Below are 22,300 nucleotides of genomic sequence, written 5' to 3' on the forward strand. Positions count from 1 at the left end.
TTAAAATCCTCTATACATATTATAAACAGCTTGCCTCTGTATGTAACCACCAAAACGAGTCATAAAGTTATCAAAATATTTAATAGCTCTAAAATACGTTTGATCCATATAAAATCCGATTCCTACTCCAACAGCAAATCCAACCCAGCCTCCTACTGTAGCACCATATTTGGCAGTAGCAGCTGTTGCTGCCAAGCTACCAAAATGTGCTGTAATAAGACCTTTAGAAGTGGTTTTAACAAATCTGAATTTAAGTTCATTTTTAGTGATTCCGTTAAACTGAGACAATTTGTGATCATAAATAATGGTACCACCCATTTCTAAATAATCAAGGACACCTATTTTTAGATTTTTTCCGAGAGGCGTTTTTTTCTACCCAGTTATCTAAAATTTTAGCTAATCCTGTTTCTTCAAGTATATCTTTTGTTAATGAAGTACCGGATTTAATTTGTTCTAACTGCTTTCTTTGAGCCGGAGTTAATTTGCTGATAATTTTATCATCATCGTCATCATCGCCAAAGCCAAATGGATTCTGATCATGCATGGTATGATTTAATCCTGCAACAATTCCACCAATTATAGCACCCTGCCAGAAGTTTCCGCCAGCAAGCTCCGATCCTATTCCACCGGAGATGGCTCCAAATAATATCTGACCAGCTGCTTTTTGTGCAAAATCTTTCGCTATAGCTCCAAATGCTGCTGCGCCTAAGCTTCCTAAGAAACCTGATGCTGCTGAAGCCAAGAAGTTTTCTCCCTGTACAGAGCTTAAGATCCCTTGTGCAATAGCGTGCGTTCCCGCCTGAATCATCACAAAACCAATTTGTCCAACAGTTTCTTTGATCATTTGCGCGGCCGCTGTAATACATCCGCCTGCGCCGGAGAATAAACTTCCTATCCCAAATGTAACAGCTCCGGAGACGGCACCTGTAAAGGTGGCTTTAAAGGCTCCTAGTAAGTTCCATTGATCAAAGTTACCTGTTACGGCAAGACTTAATGTATACGCTGCCAGCCCGACAGCTGCTCCAATGATAATAGCTTTTACAATAGCTGCCATAGAGATTGCAAATAGCGTCACAAGCTCTTCTCCTGTAGGATCATTAAACATTAAAGGATTGTTTAATACATATCCATATTTGTTATAGTTCTGTGTATTGGTCGGATCCTGAATATTTTCATCTGCATTTAAGAACCTTCTTAATAACGGATCATATAATCTTCCGTTCATATGAATAATTCCTATCTCTCCAAAATGTTCATGACTAGTGTAGCCTCTTTCTAATAATAAGGAAGCAGCGTTGATAACATTTTTTATTAGTGATAATAGCTCCTGATCCTATTTGCAAATGAGTAAAGTTACCCCAAGCGTCGAAATGTCTCTGCTCCAGTTTATTTCCTACCTCATCACTGATGGCTAAGATACTCCCAAGATAATCCTTATGCAAGAATTTATACGAACCTGCGGTTTCATTGTAGTTTTTCAAATAAACAATGTTACTTTCATAAGGTGTTCCCCCAATATAAAGAACATGTTTCTCTTTACCGGTGGTGTTATCTTTTACCACTTCAAAGCTTCCGTCTTCACTGTAGAACTTCGTAAACTTCCCATCGCTGTCTGCATTGAAATTTCCTCCGAAGGTAACTCGTTGTCTCATTTTTGTAAGACCATACTGGAATGCTACATCTCCTTTTTCACCATCAATAAATACAGGATCATTGTTTTCATTGTAAATAACGGTTTGAATCAGGTCATTATTATAATTCTGAGTTCCTGCTGCATTTAATGTCATTCCCGTTGGCTGATAGATCTTGGCAGTATTTCCATATTTTATGGTACCTACCTGATCATTTTCCAGAATTCTTCCTTTAGCGTCATACACATTCCGGTTATTTGGCTTAGCCCCGGTTACGGGATCTGTCCAGCTTACCAGCCTGTTATTATCATCATAATCGAATGATTCTATAATGTTAAAGTCACCTGTGGTCCGTCTGCTTTTCAGCTCATTTTTAACGCCGTCAAAAGTATATCCTATATCAAGAATTCCGGATTTAACTTGTGAAGAATGATTCACTTTTGTTAAGAATCCATTGGTATCATAAGTGTTACTGATAGTGGCTGCCCCCAGTTTAGCACTAAGAATCTGCCCTTTTTCATTGGCATCTTTCAATTCCCATAAGATCTTTCCCGAATTTTTATCCTTAATCTGATACAATTCTCCGTTCCAGTCATTATAAACGTTTTCAACATTTACTTTAGTCAGGACTCCGGAAGAGTATAAGCTTTTTTTCGTAAGAAACAATTCTGTCTTTTTCATCATAAGTAATTCCTTTCTGGATAAAATACTTATCATTACTGCTTTCTGATGTAGCCAAAAGTCTCCCTTGTGGGTCATATGTTGCTGTAGAACCATACGCTTTCCCTTTAGAAGTTCCATTTTTGGAAATTACTCTTCCTTTATTATCATAGGTATACGTAATTGTTTTATCGGTAGCCTGACCTCCATCCACGGTAGAGATTTCTTTTTGTGTAATAAGCTGTCCGAAGTTATTGTAAGTAAATTCTTTAGTTCCTTTAGGGCTGATTGTTTTCTTTGTCTGCCCAAATCCGTTGTATTCATATTTATATACTCCGTTTGAAGGATCATTAAGTTCTGACTTACGTCCCCAATTGTCATATTTTATAGTGACAATATTTTCAGCGTATTGTGCTTTTATTTGTTCTCCTACCGCATTGTATGAGAAGATAACAGTTCCACCTTTGTCTGTTGTAGAAACTACTTTTCCTAATGCGTCTATAGTTTTGGTAGTGGTTCTTCCATACCCATTAACTTCTTTTACGGAAGTAATATTTCCGGAGATATAAGACTCCATTTTTTTTTCCTGTAAATGAAGTAATAAGCCCCTGGCCATCAATCTTGGCTAATCCTGTAGTGGTAACCTTTGTAGGATAAACAGTATCATCGTAGGTATTAACATTCCATTGAATATTAGCTGGCAATTCTCCTGATTCCTGATCAAAATAAGGTTCTGTTTCGCGGATCTTTCTTCCTAATTTATCATATACGGTATATACTGCAATGTATTTATTGGCCCCAAAAGCTTTTGTTACTTTCTTATATTCCTGCCCCAGTCTGTTGGTATATTTCTTTGAAATATTTCCATCAGCATCATATTGAATAATTGCAATATTGGAATTTGTATCTCTTGTATATTGGTAGGTGGTAGTGCCTCCGATATTGGTTTTAGATTTTAAGAGTTTCCCCCAATTATCATATGTGTTTTCAAGGGTATTTCCAAGAGGATCAGTTTGCAATGTAATTTGTCCCCAATTGTTATAATCAATATTGGTTTCTAATCCCAGGTTATCAGTTTTCTTGATAACGAATCTTCCTTTGGGATCATATGCTGACATTGTAGTCTGTGTGATCGCATCTACACTGTTACCAACAACCTTTTTGACCACATTACCAAAGCCATCATAATCATAGGTATTCAGGACATATTCGGAATTATCCCTGTTCCATGTTTTAGATGATTTTAATAGGTTTCCATTGTATGTATATTCAACTTTTGCTGACTTGATATCTCCATACGCCTGGATCTTATCTGTTTTAGATTTTGAACGACCAATGAAATAATCAGAGCCTGTACCTGATGGATTATGATCATACTCAAAATTCGAAGTTGTTATTCCATAATTATTATTGATGTTAGAAACAACCTGTGCTGGCAGATAATAATCGCCATAAGTAATCGTACTTGAATTGGTTACTCCTGTCAAAAATTCTTTAGTCAATGTAGTTTTAGGAACCCTTGCCGTGACAATTTTGGCTTTGTCTACCCCACTATTGCCTGTAATGACCTGTCCGTTCAACAACTCATCTTTCAGATAGCTTATCGATTTATAATTTAAAAGCTCGTTGTTGTTTTCAGAAATATTTGCCGGGAATATCTTATTATCATCGTTAGTTTTAATAGACCATTCTTTAAGGGTTACCCCATCATTTAAAGGGTCTATTTCTGCTCCAGACCATATTTTGGTATTTTCAAAACCATCTGCGTACCAGGTGGAACGCGCTGCCTGTCTGTACCCGATAACTCCTTTGCCATGTAAATTAATAATCAGATCCCTGTATTTAAAATCTTGCTTTCTACCTTCTTCTTTAAGTTGGGTAACAATAAAGTTCTGTGGCATATGCTCAACCTGTACGTATGGATATGTCTGAATGGTGGTAGGCTTATAGAACTGTGCTGTTGCGGTATCATTGGCATCCAATTCATTATATACGATTTCAGTTTTTATTCCTCCCTGGTTGATGGCATAAATTCTTTCTCTGCTTTTCAGATCATAGTAACTATAGCGGTACAAATGGTTCTCTGCTTTTACAAAAAAGATATTGTCTTCTTTATTGATACGAAGTGATACATTCATCGGGATCCAATGAGAATCAATCTCGGAGTACATTCCCCATAAATCTTCTTCATACTTGGTTTCAAATTTAATATTTCCATTAGCATCAACTCCTGTTGATTCCATAATTTTAAAGCCTCTTCTTGAGTCTATATCCTTACAACATTTGTGTGCTTTAAAGATCTGCGATTCAAAACGAACAAGGTCACTTTTACCATCACCATTTAAATCTTTGGCAAAATGCCAGATAGCTGCTTGTCTACTATAAGTTTCATCAACGATCTTAGGATCTTTAGTATAATAGGAGAAATTATTAAAATCCTGTACCCTGAAGGTTGGTGCACTACTTCCGGCAGGAAGTGTTTTTCCCGGATTCATATATAGTTTCCAATTGGATGTTTCAGTACCCTGCGGAACCATAAAGTCCATTTTACCATCCCCATTGAAATCTCCAAAAACCATCCCTGCTTTTTCTCCGTCAAAACCAATATAATTGGTCTGCATCACATATTTATTCTCGTCATTTATTACAAAGAAATTACTATTGACCCAATTCTTTGTAACCTCTACCAGATTTTCTTTACCATCTCCATCAAAATCCATAGCTATACCTTCTTTCAAAAGATCTCGTGGCCCGGAGCCTACCAAATAGGCATCATTTACAGAAGTATTCGGATTGAGGATATAAAAATCAAATTGGCTAGAGGATTGTGGCTGAGTAGTACTCGGATCGGGAAACCCCATTTCACCGGTTACCGGATCTATTATAGGGCCTGTATAAGGGTATATTGTGGTCATATTCTCTACAGAAAACATTACTTCTGAAAGGCCATCTCCATTTACATCTAAATCCCTGAATTCCTTAACATAAGATCTTATCTCATAATAACCGTCCATTGGATTTTCTCTCGGCTGGACATATGTTTTGTCATACAAAGATGAAGGAACAATTTTAGTCTGGTTCAGAACATATTGTCCATTATCAAGCACATATTTATCAAATTTAATCTGATTGGTTTCTTTTTTATGAGTATACAGAGACTTTACAGGTCTCATTTTATTATTTGCTAATGTAGCATTAATAGCTAAAGCACCTGTCAGATTAAGATCAGAAACCCTTACCGGATTGGCTCCAAAGAAATTATTGTAGGTAATATAAGTACCGGCAACAGTGCCCTCTATATAATCACCTTCTCTATCACAATGGCCATAATCATCATAATCCAGACACTCATAATATCCGTCTCGTGCCGGTTGATAAAATAATAGGTCCAGGTTTCCGTCTCCGTCAAAATCAGAAATATTTTTATTATCTAAATTTAAATTATTGGAAATTTCTGCACCCCTAATTGTCGTATTATCGATCTTCCTGTCAAATTTAATAGGATTGGCAGATTCTCCGCTGGCATTGGTTTCTGTAATGGTATCTACAAACTGATAACTGGTGTTATTATTGGTATATGCTATTTTATACGTCTTAAAAACAGTCGCATTGGTTTTAACAACAATATCACTTAAAAGTTTATCCTGATTGTAATAATATCCCTGATGATACGAAAGTTCTCTTACAGTTCTATCAACACCGTAGTTAAATTGAATTTCATTAAAATGAGGCTTGTTTAATTTTTCATTACCACCCCATTTAACAGTTTTAATTTTGGTTACTTCTCCTGATGTTGAAGTCTGCGTAGGTACAGCAGTATTTCTTTCATATTCATAAGTAATATAATTACCCTGGGCATCCATCCATTTTACCAGATTATACTCCATAGTCGTTCTCGCTGCACTTACATGGGCGGGATCGTTAGATACTGTGTCACCATACCAGGCCTGGGAACCATCTTCAAAGGTCACATGGAAAAGCATTGGACCCTGAACCCCATTGCGGGTTCCCTGAGATTTTATTTTAAGATTTGAATACTTTTCAGTGACATATTCTGCTCCATCTTTTCCATATTCCCCTGACTTTAAAATCAATCTCTGGCCATTGAAGCTATAGTAGTCGGAATAATCCATTTTGATCTCTCTAGCTTCTTTGTCTTTATCAATATTTCTTCCCATTCTGGAAATAGAAGTTATTCCCATTAAGGTCCAGCCATATCCCGCCATTCCATTTCCGGAACCACTGGTGTATACAAGATTTAACTGAGGGGCAACTGTTTTCACTCCCGGTGGTAAGGCAATAGGTAAAGTAAATTGTAATTGCCCGCCCCCGTTTACTTCAATTTTTCCTTTGGTATCATGGAAACTTTGACCTGTAGGTGAAGATGTTCCACTAGGATTATTCGCTCCTGCATTTGAATTTGTTGGTCCTCCACCCGGATTTTCCGTGGCTGGACCTATTTTCGCCACAAACGGATTCGAAACATCCGATTTGACATGAAATCCCTGTGCCATGATCACCGTCTGCGGATCCTGTACCGTCCGCGAGGTAGATTCTGCCTGATACAGTATGGTCTGCGAAAAGCCCCATACCGAACACAAGGACAACATCAATGATGAAAAAAACTTCATTGTTTATTAGTTTTTAATAATTTAATAATTGAAATGGTTCTATAATCTTGAAAGAATATTTTAATCCTTCAATGCTTGATCTTTAGATTATTCCTGTTTTTTATCTTTTGGTCACATTTCTTCCAAAGACTCTTCCATCTTTTAAGGTAAAGCGAAGAATATAAACACCCCAGTCATACCCGGTCATATTAATTTTTATCTTACGCCCTAAATCCGGTGAGTTTTGTTGCTGGAATTTCCAGTGGACCGTACTATGCTGGTAAAGTGAAACAGATTCTATTAATCCGTCTACTTCTTCGGTCCAGTCGATGGTTAAGTAATCATTCACCGGAACAGGATAAAGTCTGATCTGTTTCCAGAATGTTTTTTCATCAATAGCAGGCGCTTGCAGGGTAACTGTGGCTACTTTGGCCTCTTCCCGGACTGCAACTTCTTTCAGGGCAATATCCTGGGTCTTTTTTCCCGCCACATCGGTTCCTCTGTATCGCTGGTTTCCGGCTTCATCATACTTGAAGTAAACTTCAGTTTGCGAATAGCCCAGAAAACCAATTAACAGAGAAAACACGGAAAGTATTTTTCTTTTCATGGTTGATTATTTTTGAGTTGATAAAAGTTTCTGAAGGTGCTGCTCCAGCTGTTCAATCCTTTCTGATTGATGTTGTAAAACTTTACGATCTTCCTGAAGCTGTTTGTTTTGCTGAATTGAGTAGAGCGTTAACTCTTCAATTTTTTCAAGAAGTTTAGCGTTCATTTCAGCAACATTAATTCCATTTTTCAATACTTCATCAGCTGATGGAATATTAGGCAAATGGCCCTTTTCTGAAATATGTTTTTCTACTTCGTCCAACGATTTCAACTGGTAGTCTTTTTTGAAAACATAATCTGCCCAGACATTAGCTTTTACCTCAACTTCTTTAGCGTGGATTTTACCGTCAAACTTGGCAATTCCATTATTCAGGAATTTGATCCAGATCCCTCTTTTAGCATCCTGGAACCCTACAAAAGTTTTACCATCATCGTTATCATTAGGCTGTGCAATAATAATATTATGGGAGCTTCCAAGATTTCTTAAAACCGTATCACCAGGCATTCCACCATAGCAGCCATTACACCCCGACTTAGCAATCTGGAATGTTCCATATGAATTGGTGACTTCCATCATAACATCGTTAGTATCATACACCCTTAGCAGAGATGCAGAATTGGAACCAGGATCATTATATGCCCCTATTCTCACTTTTCCCTCACTTGATTGGGTTAATAGCCTGCTCCAGCTTCCCCATTGAGGGTCTGCCGACAATGCATTTCTGTAAAAAATACCTCCATCATTAAAGTTCAGCTGGTGGCGCTTATTTCCGGAATTATCAAACCAGGGAGCAATCGTTAACATCCCTGAATAACTACCTTTTCCGGGAACTCCTACCGCATCCCTGAGTTTAAACTCAGCCTTCACTTCATGATTGTAAGCAGAGGGTAAATCGTTGGTATTTCTGGTGTCATGAACGGTTAATCCAGGTGCATTCTGAGCATAGATTAAACCTGAGAATGCCATTGCGGCAATCAATAGTGTTTGTTTCATAGTTATTAAGTTTTAGGCAACAAAAATAGCCTTTACAATAGAAATTTTTTATGTTAAAGCTATAATTCGTAAATTTATATCTATATATTTTATTTTGTTATGGACAGGATGTGGTGCAGTTTTTTATTGATCTCTTCAGATTCGGATTTTAAAGTTTTATTTTCTTCCTGAAGCTGTTTAATCTGTTTATTTTGTTCAATTGAATAGAGAGTGAGTTCTTCTATTTTCTGCAACAGTTTAATTTGGAATTCGCCCACATTTACTCCTTCTTTTTCCATCATTTTTGCAGAAGCAATCTCTGGAAGGTGTTTTTTTTCTTTAATGTGCTTTTCAATATCTTCTAACCTGGGAAGATCATAATTTTCGTCAAAAACAAAATCAGCAGTAGGTGAAGAAGTTACTTTAATTTCTTTTGCTTCAAACTTTCCATTCAATAAGGCATTTCCGTTAGGTTTGATCGCCAGTTGTATTTTCTTATTGGTAATAAAATTAATAGCTCCAAAACTGGCATTAAACTCATTATCATTTTCAATATTGAAATCTCCATAATCTCCATACCTGAATCCTGAAGATGTGTATCCTGAATTCAATTCCAGGTTAGCAGTATTATGATATCCAATACTGATCATATTACTTCCTCCTGTTGCACCGTAGGCTGAAAATCTGGCCATCACTACATTCTTATTATTACTATTCTCTTTAGCAACTTCGAATCTTGTCTGAGGCTCAATAGTTCCTATTCCTACATTTCCGTTATTCAGCAGCTGTAATATCGAACCTGTTGTCTGGAGCCTTATTCCTCCATACCATTTGATATCTAAACCATCTGAACCCGGTACCGGATAATGAGTCAGATAATAATTGACAGGATCTGAATTTCCGTATAATTTGTTAAAAGCTATATCCTGGGAGAAAAGCATTCCAAACACAGTTAATCCAATAATGGATAAAGTTTTTTTCATATATCTTTTTTTGTACAAATTTAATCTTTTCCCAATTTTGACACTTTTTGGTGTGTTATTATTTTTAATATAGCCTAATATATTTCTGCCTTACGACAAAACTTGACGTATTTTTTTATTATTACATAAAGTAATGGCAAAAAGTTTTACGGGAAATCTGGATCAGAAGAATAAAAAACATTCAATTCTTATTGATGTTCTTTATTAAATTGAAATAGTTATAAATTTTTATTTTCGATTCTCTTATGTACTATTTGTTCCCAGCACCTAAAAGTTGCTGTACCCTCTCTTTCAATTTTTTGATTTCTTCAATCTGTAAAATCAAATCTTTGTTCTCTTCCTGAAGTTGCTTCAGTTGTTCTGATTGAGATTTCAACTGTTTATTTTGTTCAATGGAATAAAGGGTAAGCTCTTCTATTTTCTGTAACAACTTAATCTGAAATTCTCCGATATTCACTCCTTCTTTTTCCATCACTTTTGCTGAGGCAATTTCAGGAAGATGCTTTTTCTCCTTGATGTGCTTTTCAATGTCTTCTAAGGTTGGAAGATTATAGTTTTCTTCGAATACAAAATCTGCTGTGGGTGATGAGGTTACTTTAATTTCTTTCGCCTCAAATTTACCATTAAGTAAAGCATTTCCATTTTCACCGTTAATTGTGAATGATTTCGTCCAATCCCAGTCTGTATTGCCCGCATTTTTTGGCGCAATATACAAAGACTTTCTACCATCATCCGGAGTATGAAAAATCCAGGAATTGCTTCCCCCACTAATAAAATCATTGAACTTAGCATTTCCGTTAACTTCCAGTTTCTCCTGAGGTGCACTTGTATGTATACCTATATTTCCATTATCTGCCAGGAATAAAGGAGCATCACAGATTCCTCCTGCACAACGATTGACAGCGTCATACCTCATAAATGACAGTCCCTTATTAAAGGTATTCCCTTTCCATATACTCCATTCCTTTACCTGCCCGGCCTGGGTATATGAATCATCAATAAACCTCAATCCGGTCGGGATATATCCTCCATTACCTCTAATAATCGGAATATTTTCATTAGCTTTAATATCAAGACTTCCTTCCGGGACATTAGTTCCGATACCTATATTATTATTTGAAGAGCTTTGAACATTACCTCCCGGTGTATACAATTGAGCAGAAGCTAAAGAAGAGGCCAATATGGCTAACGATAGTAATTTTGTTTTCATAATTAATTAGTTTTTTTTTAGACCGCAAATTTAATACTTTATTCTCTTATATTAAGTCATATTAACATGATTTAATACTTTTAGCATTGAGCAGCTGACGTAACAAATTATTAATCCTGCTTCAGCAGTGCACAATAAAAAAAAGGACTAAAAAGCCCTTTACATTATATAGATTCACTATTTCCTCAGATTATCAATCTCATCCTCTATGGATCTGATTTTGTCTCTTAATTCCTGATTTATCCTGCCTGGGATTTTTTTTTACTTTTCTTAAATCAAGTGCCAGAAAAATAGAAGCTATTCCCAAAAAAATAAAGGAAACACCTGTTAATGTAACCAGGGAAATACCAGTAAATACCGGATTGAATATTAACAACAAAGAAAAAATAATTCCCCCGACACTGGCCAGTGCTGCATTTCCCCAGCTCATGACCCTCATACTTTTCAGGTCAAAGGCAAATCCCAATAGTTGAAAAGAACGGAACAATAAAGTAAAACCTACAACAAATGGAAGAATCGTCATAGAAATTTGGGGATAAGCAATCAGATAAATCCCTATTGCAGTTGTCAACAACCCGCTAACTAAGAACCAACCCCAACCCTGCAGCGATTTACTGTTTTGTAAAGAAAAAAATATTTCTGTAATTCCTGAGAATAAAAATGAAACACTGAAAAAAACAGATAGTGTCACATATGTCGCAAGAGGTACGCTAAATACATAGATTCCAAAAATTAAAAAAAGTATTCCAAATATCAATGGAATATACCAATGCTTAACGCTGTTTGTAAAAGTCTGAAATAAACTGGCCATAAGTGTGTGTTTTTTAGTTTTGCCTACTTTGTACAGTGGTGTTCGGCGTGTCCTTAAGAAATAACAACAGGAAAAAATTAAAATTTTCCCTTTTATTGGAAATAATTTTCATTACTAATGTACGAAAAATATCCAAATTTTGTTTCAGAATAGAGTAATAATTCTATTGATGATATCCGGATTTACTTTAAGAAAATAAAAAAGATGAAAACTAATAGCTAGCTTTCATCTTTCAAGACATATAATGTACTGTTTATATAATATTATTCAGGTTTATAAAGCTTATACATAACAAATAAAAAAGCCTATCCAGACCGGTATTAAAATAACCTGTATTTCCATTCCTGTAATGCTCATCAATCCTAGAATCAAGACTAAAAATACAATACAAATGTAATTGGAAACCGGATAAAATATCGATGGAAATTTCGATTGAACTCCGGATTTGCTGATCGATTTTTTAAATTTTAAATGAGTATAACATATCATCAGCCAGTTAATAATCAAAGTGGAAACCACAAGTGCCATCAGGTATTCAAATGCTTTTTCCGGCACTAATTTATTGATGATAATACAGATCCCTGCAAAGCATGAAGACACTATAATTGCATTAATAGGCACAGAGTTTTTATTTAATTTTTTTTAAAAATTTCGGTGCGTTTCCTTGCTGGGCTAATCCGAAAAGCATCCTGCTATTGCTGTAAACACTACTATTATAAACAGATAAAGCAGCCGTTAAAACAATTAAGTTCAAAACATTGGCAATCAACGTATTGAATTGGATTATTTTTCCAAAAAGACTGAATTCCAGACCGTTTAGATTTTGAAAGACCATTACAAACGGGCTTGATCCTTCTGTAATGTCTCTCCATGGGCTTAATGAAAATAAGATTACCAAAGCCCCCACATAGAAAATCAAAATCCTGTAGATTACCTGATTGGTAGCCTGCGGAATTGTTTTTTCCGGATTTTTTGCTTCTGCAGCAGTTATTCCTATCAGTTCCAGCCCACCAAATGAAAACATGATCATGGCCATTGCTGCCAATAATCCGGAATAACCATGTTCTGTTTTATTAAACAGACCTTTCGGAAAAAATCCACCATCATTCCATAAGTTTGTAATACTCGCCTTTTCTCCTCCCGTCCCACTGATCAGTAAGTACACCCCAAAGACAATCATCGCTATGATGGCAACTACTTTAATAATGGAAAACCAGAATTCGGTTTCACCATAAACTTTTACAGAGGCCAGATTCAGTGCATTGATCACTATAAAAAAAGAATAAACTGGAAACCCAGAGAGGTATTTCCGGCCACCAGAAATGAATATAGTGACCAATGGCTGTAAGCTCAGCCATACTTACAAGAATATAGAGGATCCAGTAATTCCATCCGGAAGCAAATCCCGGGAAATTTCCCCAATATTTATAAGCAAAGTAACTAAAACTTCCCGATACCGGTTCCTGCACTACCATTTCTCCCAGTTGGCGCATGATAAAAAAGGCAATTATCCCGGCCAGGGCATACCCCAGAATAACAGAGGGCCCGGCTAATACTGCAGCAGGTCCGATTCCCAGAAATAATCCTGTTCCTATGGCACCCCCAAGGGCAATCAATTGTATATGTCTATTCGTTAATCCTCTAACTAAAGTTTCATTTTTTTCAGTTTTTTTCTCTTTGTCCATAGAATGAATTATTCGGTCGCTAAATATATAAAAACTTTTCAGAGAAATTCACATTCCATGGGGCAAATTGACATTTTGAAATGAATCAAACATAAAAAAAACTAGTAATCTGCTAAGGTTCTATTAATCATTATTTTTTTACCAAACAATTACACTAAAATTTTTCAAATTAAAGGTTTAATGAATAAAAATAAGCCTCAACAATTTGTCAAGGCTTGTGTTATTGAATCCGGCAACCAGCTAATTTGCTATTTTATAGCCATAAATAGAAGTTGCTGTCACCTGGTACTGAGCACCTAAGTTATTCAATTGGGCTGCCGAAGCCATACTTACCGTTTCTCCGGCATTCAGATGAACAACTGCGGAAACGATGCCTGATGCAAAAATTCCCGGATTGGTATGATAGTTTTGTACAAGCTGATTATTCGGAGTTGTAGCAAAATTCTTCACAAGATATAGTACACACCATGTAAAAGCTGGTTGTCCTGCAACCTCTGAATTATCAAACTGAGCAGAGCCATATACCATATAATAGCCTTCCGTAGGAGCAGTAAACCGCCCTGTGGAAAGATCCACTCCATTTGCTGTATTAATAGACATGCCCTGAGGATATTTGATTTCCGTTTTTACCCATGCACTTCCGGTTGTAGCGATACAATTCTGTTTAACGGCATTCTGCTGTGCTGAAGAGAAAAGGTAAGTTTGTGAAACGGAAGGCATACTGTTTGAACTTGAAAACAATACCAGCTCCCATGTTGTCCCGGAAAGTGTTCCTTTACTGACCAGAAATGCATAATATCCGGAAGGAATATCGATAGAAGAAACACCGGGACCGTTCTGATTATCTATAAGCTCTCCTCCTGAGGCAGCTATGGTAAGGATACCGGGGCCTGTATTTTTAAAGTGATATGTACGCCCTGCAAAATTACCTGCACCACTTACCGCTGCCGGTAAAGTTAAAGTTCCTATCCCGGTTCCATTATAAGCCATATAATAATCATCAGCCCCTACCGTTCCGCTTGCGGTCACTGTTTTGTACGTTGCCGCAAATGAACCATTCACTGTCAGGGTGCTGGCAGGACTTGGTGTATTAATACCTACATTACCGGTCTGGGCGTTTATACCATATACCCCTGCCAATAAAGCAACAAAAAATAAACTTTTTCTCATAATCAAAAATGTATTTAGAATCTTAAGGAATCTGTAATCATCGATATACCATTCATTTAATTCAACGGTTATTTTCACAGTGCCAACTTACAGCAAAAAAAAAATTTTTTAAGTTCTGAATTTTGTACGCATTTTTCTACAAACCTGTACTTATATTATGACACGGCCTATAATGATTTTAATGTATTTCGTTGTAAATCTTCAGCAATTCTACCAGATTGGTAATTTTTAATTTTTGGTATACTCTTCTTTTATAGGTTCCGACTGTCGATTCCTGGATATCCAGTACATTTGCAATCTCAAGATTTCCATTTCCTTTAGCCAGAAGATTAAAAACCTGAAGCTCCCTTTCTGATAAAGTTTCTGTCGGCTTTTTCTTTTTCATCCCTGTCACTATTTCATGCATAACTTGAGGGGGATAATAATAACCGTCTTTAAAAATAGCGTTAATTGTTTTCACAAATGTTTCCGAATCACTGAGCTTATTCAAGAAACCATTAGCTCCTTCCTGAATGTATTGTATAGCAATATTTTCTGTATGAGAGGTGAAAATCAGGATCAGTATTTTTTCATCAATTTTTTTAATCTCTTTGACCATTGACTTGAGAATACTTCCCGGAAGCTCAATATCAAGAATGACAAGGTCAAATGTCTCAGTTTTCACCTTTTGTTTTACTTCATGATACGTTTCTGCAAAATCAATCTCAAAATCATCAAAATTTTTCTCCAGAATCATGGCCGTCCCGATTCTTACCACATGATGATCATCTGCAATTAATATTTTTCTTGTCATATTTAATAAGGATTTTAATGATTGTTCCTTTAGGTGTATTTTTATGAAAAGTCATTTTGGAATTAATTTTCATCACCAGCTGAACCACCATATGCAGGCCAAGTCCATAGTTTTTTTAATATCAGATGCCCGTGCTCCCTTTTCCTGAAGAGTCCCGAATAATATTCCCTCTGCTCATCAGACATCCCGTTTCCGGTATCAGTAATACAGATTTCAAGATAGGTTCCGGTACAGGCTGATGTGATAATAATATCCCCATCTGAAGTATTTTTTACTGCATTATCTATAATATTGTGGAAAACTACCAGAAGGATATTTTTATTCACCTTTGTTTTTAAATGATGGTCACAAAAATTATAGATGAAAGTATTTTTCTGAGCTGCAATTTCCTCAAACAGCAGTTTTTTGGTTTCAATTAAATCATATATCAGATACTCCTCTTCAGTACTGCTTTCCTGTTTATACAACTCTGTATATTCTTTAAGGCTTAAAGTAAATTTATAGAGTTGTTCAGAAGTCTTATAAATGCTGTCAAAGTATTTTTTTCTGTGTTCTGATATCTCCTGATTGAGCAAGTTCCTGTGAAAGAAGAGCAATGAATTTAACGGGTGTTGTAATATCATGGCTGATGCTCTCCACCAGCTTTTTTTTGGTAGTCCGATTCATTTTTTAAGCTTAGTATTGGTTTCCTGAAGCTCTTTATCTTTATGGATAAGGGTATTTTTTTAATACTTTATTTTTTACCCTTAAAAAATTAGTCCTGGCCTGTATAATGATGATAAGAATAAGAATAATTACTCCAACAATCAAAATTTTAAAGATCAGGGTCTGATAAAAATAAGCTTCTACCTCAACAGGAAGACTTTTATAAACAAACTTTCCATTTTCTGAAGATAAAAATCTTACCAGTAAAGTATATTTACCTGGTTCCACATTGGCCAGCCTGAAAATCTTATCACTTTTAATATCAACCCATTGGCTGTATTTTCCGTCTAAAAGTTTTGCCTGAATATAAATATTCTCCCAATCAGCATAGTAAGGGATATCTATATAGAGTTCAGCGTCTTTATATCCGCATTCCAGGAAAAGGTGGTCCTTTAGTTCCACCATCTTTCCTTTTATTTTTGCCCGTTCCAGATATACATCGTGGGCGCCCGGATAATAAGTTCTTACTTTTTCAGGATAAAAGAAAACAAAACCCGCCATAGAAGGAAAAACAAATTGCCCGTCCTCTAATACATGGGCACAAGGATTAGCACTTCCGTTGAACTCATTGTTTAAAAATCCGTTCTTTTTAGAATACCGGTAATAAGTAATTGCTCCTTTAGGGCATTTCATATACTGTAAAAGCATATTTTTATTGATCATGAACAGCCCGTTATCAGAAGAAATCCATAAATTGGAATTACTATCTTCCAGTATATAATGGGCATTGGCTAAAAAATCATTTTTATCAGTAGGGACTTTAACCGCCTTTTGATCTTTCAACAAATAAATACCTCTATTATAGGTAGTAAACCAGATATTTCCATCCTTTGTCCTGATGATCTGTTTCACCGGAAGGTTTTTACCGATCTGCTTTATCATTCTGTTCTGAGTGAAGGAAAAAACATAGATTCCATTACTGCTTCCCAGATAAAGAAGATCTTCATTATACCTTAAAACAGCATCTATATTGTCTTTACAGGGAATAACCTTCTGTATTTCCTCAAACCGGTCATGATTAAAAATATACAGGTAAGCCTGCTTTCCACTTAAAGCGGATGCCATATACAAGCCTCCGCTTTTATACAATCCGTCAATCTCCTTTCTTTTAAAAGTAATGGAATCATATTTTGTAAACCCTGTATTTTTTTATCTTATATGGATCGAATTATTTTCTCTGTAAATAAGATTTCCGGAATCATCCTGAACAATGTACCGCTTGTCATAGGATTGAGGGGCTTTGTATATTCTTTTTGATTGATTATGATAATATCTTATCCCTTCCTGGGTTAAAATAGAATTGCTTCCATAAGGAGTTGCAGCATAACAGACTTCATCCTGATAGGGCAGATTCTTCCTGGAAACGGAAAAATCAGACAAGCTCAGAATTTTAAGCCCATTAATAGAACTTCCAATGTATAGTTTATTGGAAGCCTCGTCATAAAACATGGCACCGGAAATTTCTTTATCAATTTCTTTATATTCCAAAAGATAAGTAAGCTGCAGATTTCCCTCTGAAAAGTGGCTCCTGTATATTTTTCCGTGATTGATTAAAAAAACCTGTCCTGTAATCTGTTGCCAATAGATTTTTGTTTCCGGATCGTTATACATCAACGGAACTTCAACAACCGAAAACTTTCCTTTGTACAATTGCAACATCCTCTTATTTGCAGGATCTCCGATAAAAATGTATTCGCCATGAACAAATAACTTGTTTAACCTGCTCCATGGGAAATCTGTAGCAAGTTTTGTTGTCTTTTTACTTTTCCGGTCAACATACACGATACTGTTATCTTCAAAATAATAAGAACCTGTATCCAGCCTAACAAAATAGGAATCTATATAATGAGAAACATATCTTGTAGTGATATTATTTTTAATAATCCTCTTATACCTTTTTTCCTTTGCGGAACCAGGCGCAAATTCATTATCAGCCGGTATAACCTCTGGCTTCCGGCGGGAAATCAAAAGAACTTTCGTTTCCGAAGTATTGAAAACGGCAATACTGTCTTTCTTTATGTTCCCATAAAAATCACCGAAACTTAAATTTTTTAAGCTTAAAATCTTTGTATTGTACAAAATTGCTTCCATCATAACGCAAAATGCGTCCCTCCATAGACAACCATATAAAGCCGTATTGATCCTTTACAATATCTTTGATGCTGTTTTGTGGCAGCCCATTATCCATGTTATACCATTGGGTAGTATAGCTTTGTCCGTTGCTGGATAGAAAGAACCACAGTAAAATAAAGGACAGAAGCTTCATTTAATTGATCAGGCATTATTTTCATCACAAATATATCATAGAAAATTAAAATTATTGTAAATATTTATCCACAATCATGTGATTTTTTTTCTACATAATTATTTATTACTATTTTATCTATTATAACAACTTTATCAGATCAATATATGTCCCCTCATTATTACCTTATACTCAGGCATATAGCTAAAAACACAAGGTTTGTAAATATTATCTCCTTTAGTAATGATAGAAGGTTATTATTTTTATTATAACTGAAATGTAGGAAGAAAAGGAATTCAATTTATAGAAGATCTTCCGGAATCGGAATATTGCTGTTTTTCATATATTCCACAAGATTATGGTATTTATCCTGATACTCATCCATTCCGCACTTATGCGAAATACTGCAGATATCTGAAGGCCTGATATCTAAAATGCCGGAGATTTTAGTCAGTATTTCCAGGTTGATTTTTACCTTGGAGTTTTCGATGTCAGAATATGCCTTTTGGGAAATTCCCATTTCGAAAGCCATGTATTCCTGTGTAAGATCCTTGCTCCTACGGATTTTCCTGATATTTTGTCCACATACTTTCATCGTTTCTGTTTTAGTAGTTTTCGGTATATTTTAGAAGATTATCTATTAGCCTCCAACAAAGTTAATAAATACCTTTGGCAAAACATTATACACGTTACATGATATTTATTTTCACTATGGAAAAAGGCAGAAAATAAACCTTTTCAAGGAAAATATCACTTCGGTAAACACTATTGGAATTTATGGAAACGCAAAAATTTAATTATGACAATAATATTGTCAGGGCATTCCTCTATGCTACAATCGTATTCGGACTCGTCGGATTTCTGTTGGGGCTTACTGCCGCACTGATGCTTTTTTACCCTGAATTGCCTGAATTTTTATTCGGGACAGATGATACAACGATTAAAAGTTTAGCTTCGGGCAATATCCAGGGACTGATCAATACCCAGGGAGCTATGGGCTTCGGAAGGATCAGAATGCTTCACACGAGTGCCGTTATTTTTGCTTTTGTTTGTAATTCCTTTTTCTGTGGGGCCTATTACAGTATGCAAAGGTTACTCAAAACAAGAATGTACAGCGATACCCTCTCATGGTTACATTTCTGGTCCTGGCAGTTTATGATTGTTACTGTAGTGATTACTTTCTTAATGGGAATCAATACTTCTAAGGAATATGCCGAACACGAATGGCCTATTGACATCCTGATTGCATTTTCCTGGATTATATTCGGAATTAATATGTTCGGAACCATTGCCAGAAGAAGGGTAAGACATCTATACGTAGCCATCTGGTTCTATATGGCTACCTGGATTGCTGTAGCCATGCTTCACATCTTTAATAACCTGGAAGTTCCTTTATCATTCACAAGCTGGAAATCTTATTCTGTATATGCAGGTGTAAAAGACGCATTGGTACAATGGTGGTACGGTCACAATGCAGTAGCATTTGTATTAACCACCCCTGTACTAGGCCTGATGTACTACTTTATGCCTAAAGCAGCACAACGACCGGTATTCTCATACAAATTATCCATTATTCACTTCTGGTCGCTGATCTTCGTATACCTTTGGGCCGGTCCCCACCACCTGCAATATACAGCATTACCGGCATGGGCCCAGGCTGTGGGAACAGGCTTTTCTATCATGCTTATCGCTCCATCATGGGGAGGAATGCTGAACGGGCTTCTTACCTTAAGAGGGGCCTGGGATAAAGTAAGGGAAAATCCAATTCTTAAATTCTTTGTGGTAGCCGTTACCTGTTATGGGATGGCCACGTTCGAAGGTCCCTTGTTGGCCACCAAATCTTTAAATAAAATCGGGCACTATACCGACTGGGTGATCGGACACGTACACTTGGGGGCTCTGGGATGGAATGGTTTCATGGCGTTCGGGGTCGTATATTACCTGGTTCCGATCATGTGGAGAACCAAACTCTGGTCAAAAAAACTGGCCAACTGGCACTTCTGGTTAGGAACATTAGGAATAATCTTTTATGCTGTTCCGATGTATATTTCCGGATTCACACAAGGATTGATGTGGAAACAGTTCAACCCGGACGGAACCTTATTATGGAAAAACTGGCTGGATACCGTTACAGCGATTATTCCCTATTTTAAAATGAGATTCTTAGGAGGTGTCCTTTATCTGTCAGGAGCTATTTTAATGGTAATCAATGTCATCAGAACCATCAAAGCCGGCTCATTCCAGAAAGAAGTTCCGGCAGAAGCCCCTGCATTAGCTAACATCGGTACCGCCAGAAAAGAAGGTGAAGGAGTACACTTATGGTTGGAAAGAACACCTACCCTGCTTTCAATATTAGCTTTCATTACGGTAGCTATAGGTGGACTTGTAGAAATCATTCCTACCTTATCACTAAAACAAAGTGTTCCTGCCATTACTGCAGTAAAACCATACACTCCTCTGGAACTGGAAGGAAGAGACTTGTATATCCGTGAAGGATGTAACTCCTGTCATTCCCAGATGATCAGACCTTTCCGTGATGAGGTTGTAAGATTTGAAGGAAAAAACGGGCAATATTCTAAAGCAGGCGAGTTTATTTATGACAGGCCTTTCCTATGGGGGTCTAAAAGAACCGGGCCGGATCTTCACAGAGAAGGAGGCAGAAATCCTGATTCCTGGCACTTCAAGCACATGTACAATCCGAGAATTACTTCTGCTGGTTCCATCATGCCACGTTTCCCCTGGTTAATTACCAATAAACTGGATCGTTCCCAAATGGCAGATAAAATGAAGTTAATGAAAAATTCATTTGCTGTACCTTATACAAAAGCTCAGATTGATTCTGCCGGTCAATGGGCAGATAACCAGTCAAAAGCTATTGTAAAAAGGATTTACGAAGAAGCTACTGACGTAAGAGATCAGATGAACAAAGAGAAAACAGCAAAAGGATCATCTTATATTCCTCTTGAGCAAAGAGAAATTGTAGCGATGATTGCCTATCTGCAAAGATTGGGTACAGATATCAAAACAACACAGATACAAACAGCAAGCACAGAGTAATCATTTAAACTGTATTACAATGAAAACGAGAACACCAATTTCAGTATATATCATCACAACGATAGGCTTAACGATCATGGCCTTTGAAATGTTCGCCAGTGATTCGGGTTATTTTTCTTCACCATTTTTCTGGGCATTGATATTGATTGCTATTATCCTTTTGCTCATTATGAATTCTATTGGAGACCTTATTGAAAATGAAAGTTTCAGCAGGTTATCCGAAGAAGAGAAAAAACAATATCTGGCAGAAAAAAATGTTCCCTACTACCTGAAACTATGGAATTCTGCATTCAAAAAACAATCTGCTACGGAAGAAAAAGATATTCTGATCGACCACGGCTTTGATGGAATTACAGAACTTGACAATTCTCTTCCCAAATGGTGGATCGGATTATTCTGGTTCGGATGTATTTTCTGTGCAGTATATCTTACAGCTTTTGCTTTTACCGATTACGCCCATCCGGATGCCGAATACACTAAAGAAACAAAGACTATGCTGGCTTCCATTCAGGAATATGAGAAATCAGCTCCCCAGATCGATCTGGAAAGTGCAAAATATAGTGCTGACAATATTGCAGAAGGCCAGGAGCTTTTTAAAACCAATTGCGTAACCTGCCATGGAGACGGAGGGAAAGGTGGTATTGGGCCCAACCTTACTGACACCCACTGGATCAATATTAAAGAAAAAAGTTTATTTAAGAATGTTTTCTGGATGCTTGAAAACGGTTCTCCCAATAATCCTACCATGAGGCCTTTCATCAAAGAAGGAACCATTACAGGAAGAGATGCCGAAAAAATTGCAGCCTATGTTTACCATATCAACCAGGAAACTCCTCCTGTTACCCAATCCCAAGGTGGAGCTGCTCCGCAGGGAGAGGAAGTAAAATGGGAAAACGGAAATCAATAAAGCTGATTATCTAATCTTATAAACCATGCCACGCCCCCTTTACATTTACTAACATTTGAATTTTCATTTTTGCTAACTAACCTTTTCAACACTAAAAAATGATACAAAGGGGGCTTTCTAAAACATAAAATCCGCACCTTGGCCTGTCTTCATCAACTATTCACTTGACAACTACAAACTAAATTCCATAATAAGGCAGCCAAGGCAGGATTTTTGCATTCGCAAAAGGGACTACAACAGAGAACGAATAAATT

Annotated in this window: 19 protein-coding genes and 1 pseudogene; 2 read left to right on the forward strand and 18 right to left on the reverse strand. The window is 36.5% G+C overall.

The features are described 5' to 3' along the window. The 18 genes and pseudogenes from HX13_RS17710 to HX13_RS17790 form a co-directional block, all read right to left on the reverse strand. Nucleotides 1–318, reverse strand: a complete 318-nt coding sequence (locus HX13_RS17710) for a hypothetical protein (protein WP_050022165.1) — start codon at nucleotides 316–318, stop codon at nucleotides 1–3. 10 nt (nucleotides 319–328) lie between these two features. Next, complete coding sequence (locus tag HX13_RS17715; protein WP_050022166.1) at nucleotides 329–1,225, reverse strand: RHS repeat domain-containing protein; 897 nt, start codon at nucleotides 1,223–1,225, stop codon at nucleotides 329–331. Nucleotides 1,226–1,259: 34 nt separating this feature from the next. Beyond that, a complete protein-coding gene (locus tag HX13_RS17720; protein ID WP_128572483.1) occupies nucleotides 1,260–2,315 on the reverse strand; it encodes a hypothetical protein in 1,056 nt (351 codons plus the stop codon). Continuing rightward, entirely contained in the window at nucleotides 2,251–2,868 is a 618-nt protein-coding gene (locus HX13_RS17725) for a hypothetical protein (RefSeq protein ID WP_050022168.1), read from the reverse strand. The genes HX13_RS17720 and HX13_RS17725 overlap by 65 nt, the downstream gene beginning before the upstream one ends. Further along, nucleotides 2,822–6,922: a SpvB/TcaC N-terminal domain-containing protein gene (locus tag HX13_RS17730; protein ID WP_128572484.1), complete on the reverse strand. Its 4,101-nt coding sequence runs from the start codon at nucleotides 6,920–6,922 to the stop codon at nucleotides 2,822–2,824. The genes HX13_RS17725 and HX13_RS17730 overlap by 47 nt, the downstream gene beginning before the upstream one ends. 100 nt (nucleotides 6,923–7,022) lie before the next feature. After that, nucleotides 7,023–7,508, reverse strand: a complete 486-nt coding sequence (locus HX13_RS17735) for a hypothetical protein (RefSeq protein WP_050022170.1) — start codon at nucleotides 7,506–7,508, stop codon at nucleotides 7,023–7,025. Between the two features lie 6 nt (nucleotides 7,509–7,514). Next, nucleotides 7,515–8,501 (reverse strand): hypothetical protein, encoded by a 987-nt coding sequence (locus HX13_RS17740; RefSeq protein WP_050022171.1) that lies wholly within the window; start codon nucleotides 8,499–8,501, stop codon nucleotides 7,515–7,517. 89 nt (nucleotides 8,502–8,590) lie between these two features. Further along, the gene (locus tag HX13_RS24765; protein ID WP_050022172.1) at nucleotides 8,591–9,463 is read right to left on the reverse strand and encodes a hypothetical protein; all 873 of its coding nucleotides are present in this window, start codon (nucleotides 9,461–9,463) and stop codon (nucleotides 8,591–8,593) included. A 250-nt stretch (nucleotides 9,464–9,713) separates the two neighbouring features. After that, on the reverse strand, nucleotides 9,714–10,673 hold the full coding sequence (locus HX13_RS17750; RefSeq protein WP_238555474.1) for a hypothetical protein: 960 nt from the start codon (nucleotides 10,671–10,673) through the stop codon (nucleotides 9,714–9,716). A 199-nt stretch (nucleotides 10,674–10,872) separates the two neighbouring features. Beyond that, nucleotides 10,873–11,484 (reverse strand): HdeD family acid-resistance protein, encoded by a 612-nt coding sequence (locus HX13_RS17755; protein WP_238555475.1) that lies wholly within the window; start codon nucleotides 11,482–11,484, stop codon nucleotides 10,873–10,875. Nucleotides 11,485–11,747: 263 nt separating this feature from the next. After that, nucleotides 11,748–13,169, reverse strand: a pseudogene (locus HX13_RS17760) (amino acid permease). A gap of 240 nt (nucleotides 13,170–13,409) precedes the next feature. Beyond that, nucleotides 13,410–14,339: a hypothetical protein gene (locus HX13_RS17765; protein WP_128572485.1), complete on the reverse strand. Its 930-nt coding sequence runs from the start codon at nucleotides 14,337–14,339 to the stop codon at nucleotides 13,410–13,412. A gap of 178 nt (nucleotides 14,340–14,517) precedes the next feature. Continuing rightward, on the reverse strand, nucleotides 14,518–15,132 hold the full coding sequence (locus tag HX13_RS17770; RefSeq protein WP_050022174.1) for a response regulator transcription factor: 615 nt from the start codon (nucleotides 15,130–15,132) through the stop codon (nucleotides 14,518–14,520). A gap of 62 nt (nucleotides 15,133–15,194) precedes the next feature. Continuing rightward, nucleotides 15,195–15,599, reverse strand: a complete 405-nt coding sequence (locus tag HX13_RS17775) for a sensor histidine kinase (protein ID WP_157837465.1) — start codon at nucleotides 15,597–15,599, stop codon at nucleotides 15,195–15,197. Nucleotides 15,600–15,663: 64 nt separating this feature from the next. Then, nucleotides 15,664–15,798 carry a hypothetical protein gene (locus HX13_RS25700; RefSeq protein ID WP_262483569.1) on the reverse strand — a complete coding sequence of 45 codons (135 nt, stop codon included), beginning with the start codon at nucleotides 15,796–15,798 and terminating at the stop codon, nucleotides 15,664–15,666. A 39-nt stretch (nucleotides 15,799–15,837) separates the two neighbouring features. After that, a complete protein-coding gene (locus HX13_RS17780; protein WP_128572487.1) occupies nucleotides 15,838–16,902 on the reverse strand; it encodes a DUF5074 domain-containing protein in 1,065 nt (354 codons plus the stop codon). Nucleotides 16,903–16,986: 84 nt separating this feature from the next. Next, nucleotides 16,987–17,931 carry a hypothetical protein gene (locus HX13_RS17785; RefSeq protein WP_050022177.1) on the reverse strand — a complete coding sequence of 315 codons (945 nt, stop codon included), beginning with the start codon at nucleotides 17,929–17,931 and terminating at the stop codon, nucleotides 16,987–16,989. 452 nt (nucleotides 17,932–18,383) lie between these two features. Next, nucleotides 18,384–18,677, reverse strand: a complete 294-nt coding sequence (locus tag HX13_RS17790) for a helix-turn-helix domain-containing protein (protein ID WP_050022178.1) — start codon at nucleotides 18,675–18,677, stop codon at nucleotides 18,384–18,386. Nucleotides 18,678–18,859: 182 nt separating this feature from the next. On the opposite strand from HX13_RS17790, the gene ccoN reads away from it, so the two are divergent. Further along, nucleotides 18,860–21,139, forward strand: a complete 2,280-nt coding sequence (gene ccoN / locus HX13_RS17795) for a cytochrome-c oxidase, cbb3-type subunit I (RefSeq protein WP_050022366.1) — start codon at nucleotides 18,860–18,862, stop codon at nucleotides 21,137–21,139. A gap of 19 nt (nucleotides 21,140–21,158) precedes the next feature. Then, entirely contained in the window at nucleotides 21,159–22,046 is an 888-nt protein-coding gene (locus tag HX13_RS17800; RefSeq protein ID WP_050022179.1) for a cbb3-type cytochrome c oxidase N-terminal domain-containing protein, read from the forward strand. Nucleotides 22,047–22,300: the final 254 nt, after the last annotated feature.

It is taken from the genome of Chryseobacterium sp. P1-3 (genome assembly GCF_000738495.1).
Taxonomy (GTDB): Bacteria; Bacteroidota; Bacteroidia; order Flavobacteriales; family Weeksellaceae; genus Chryseobacterium; species Chryseobacterium gallinarum.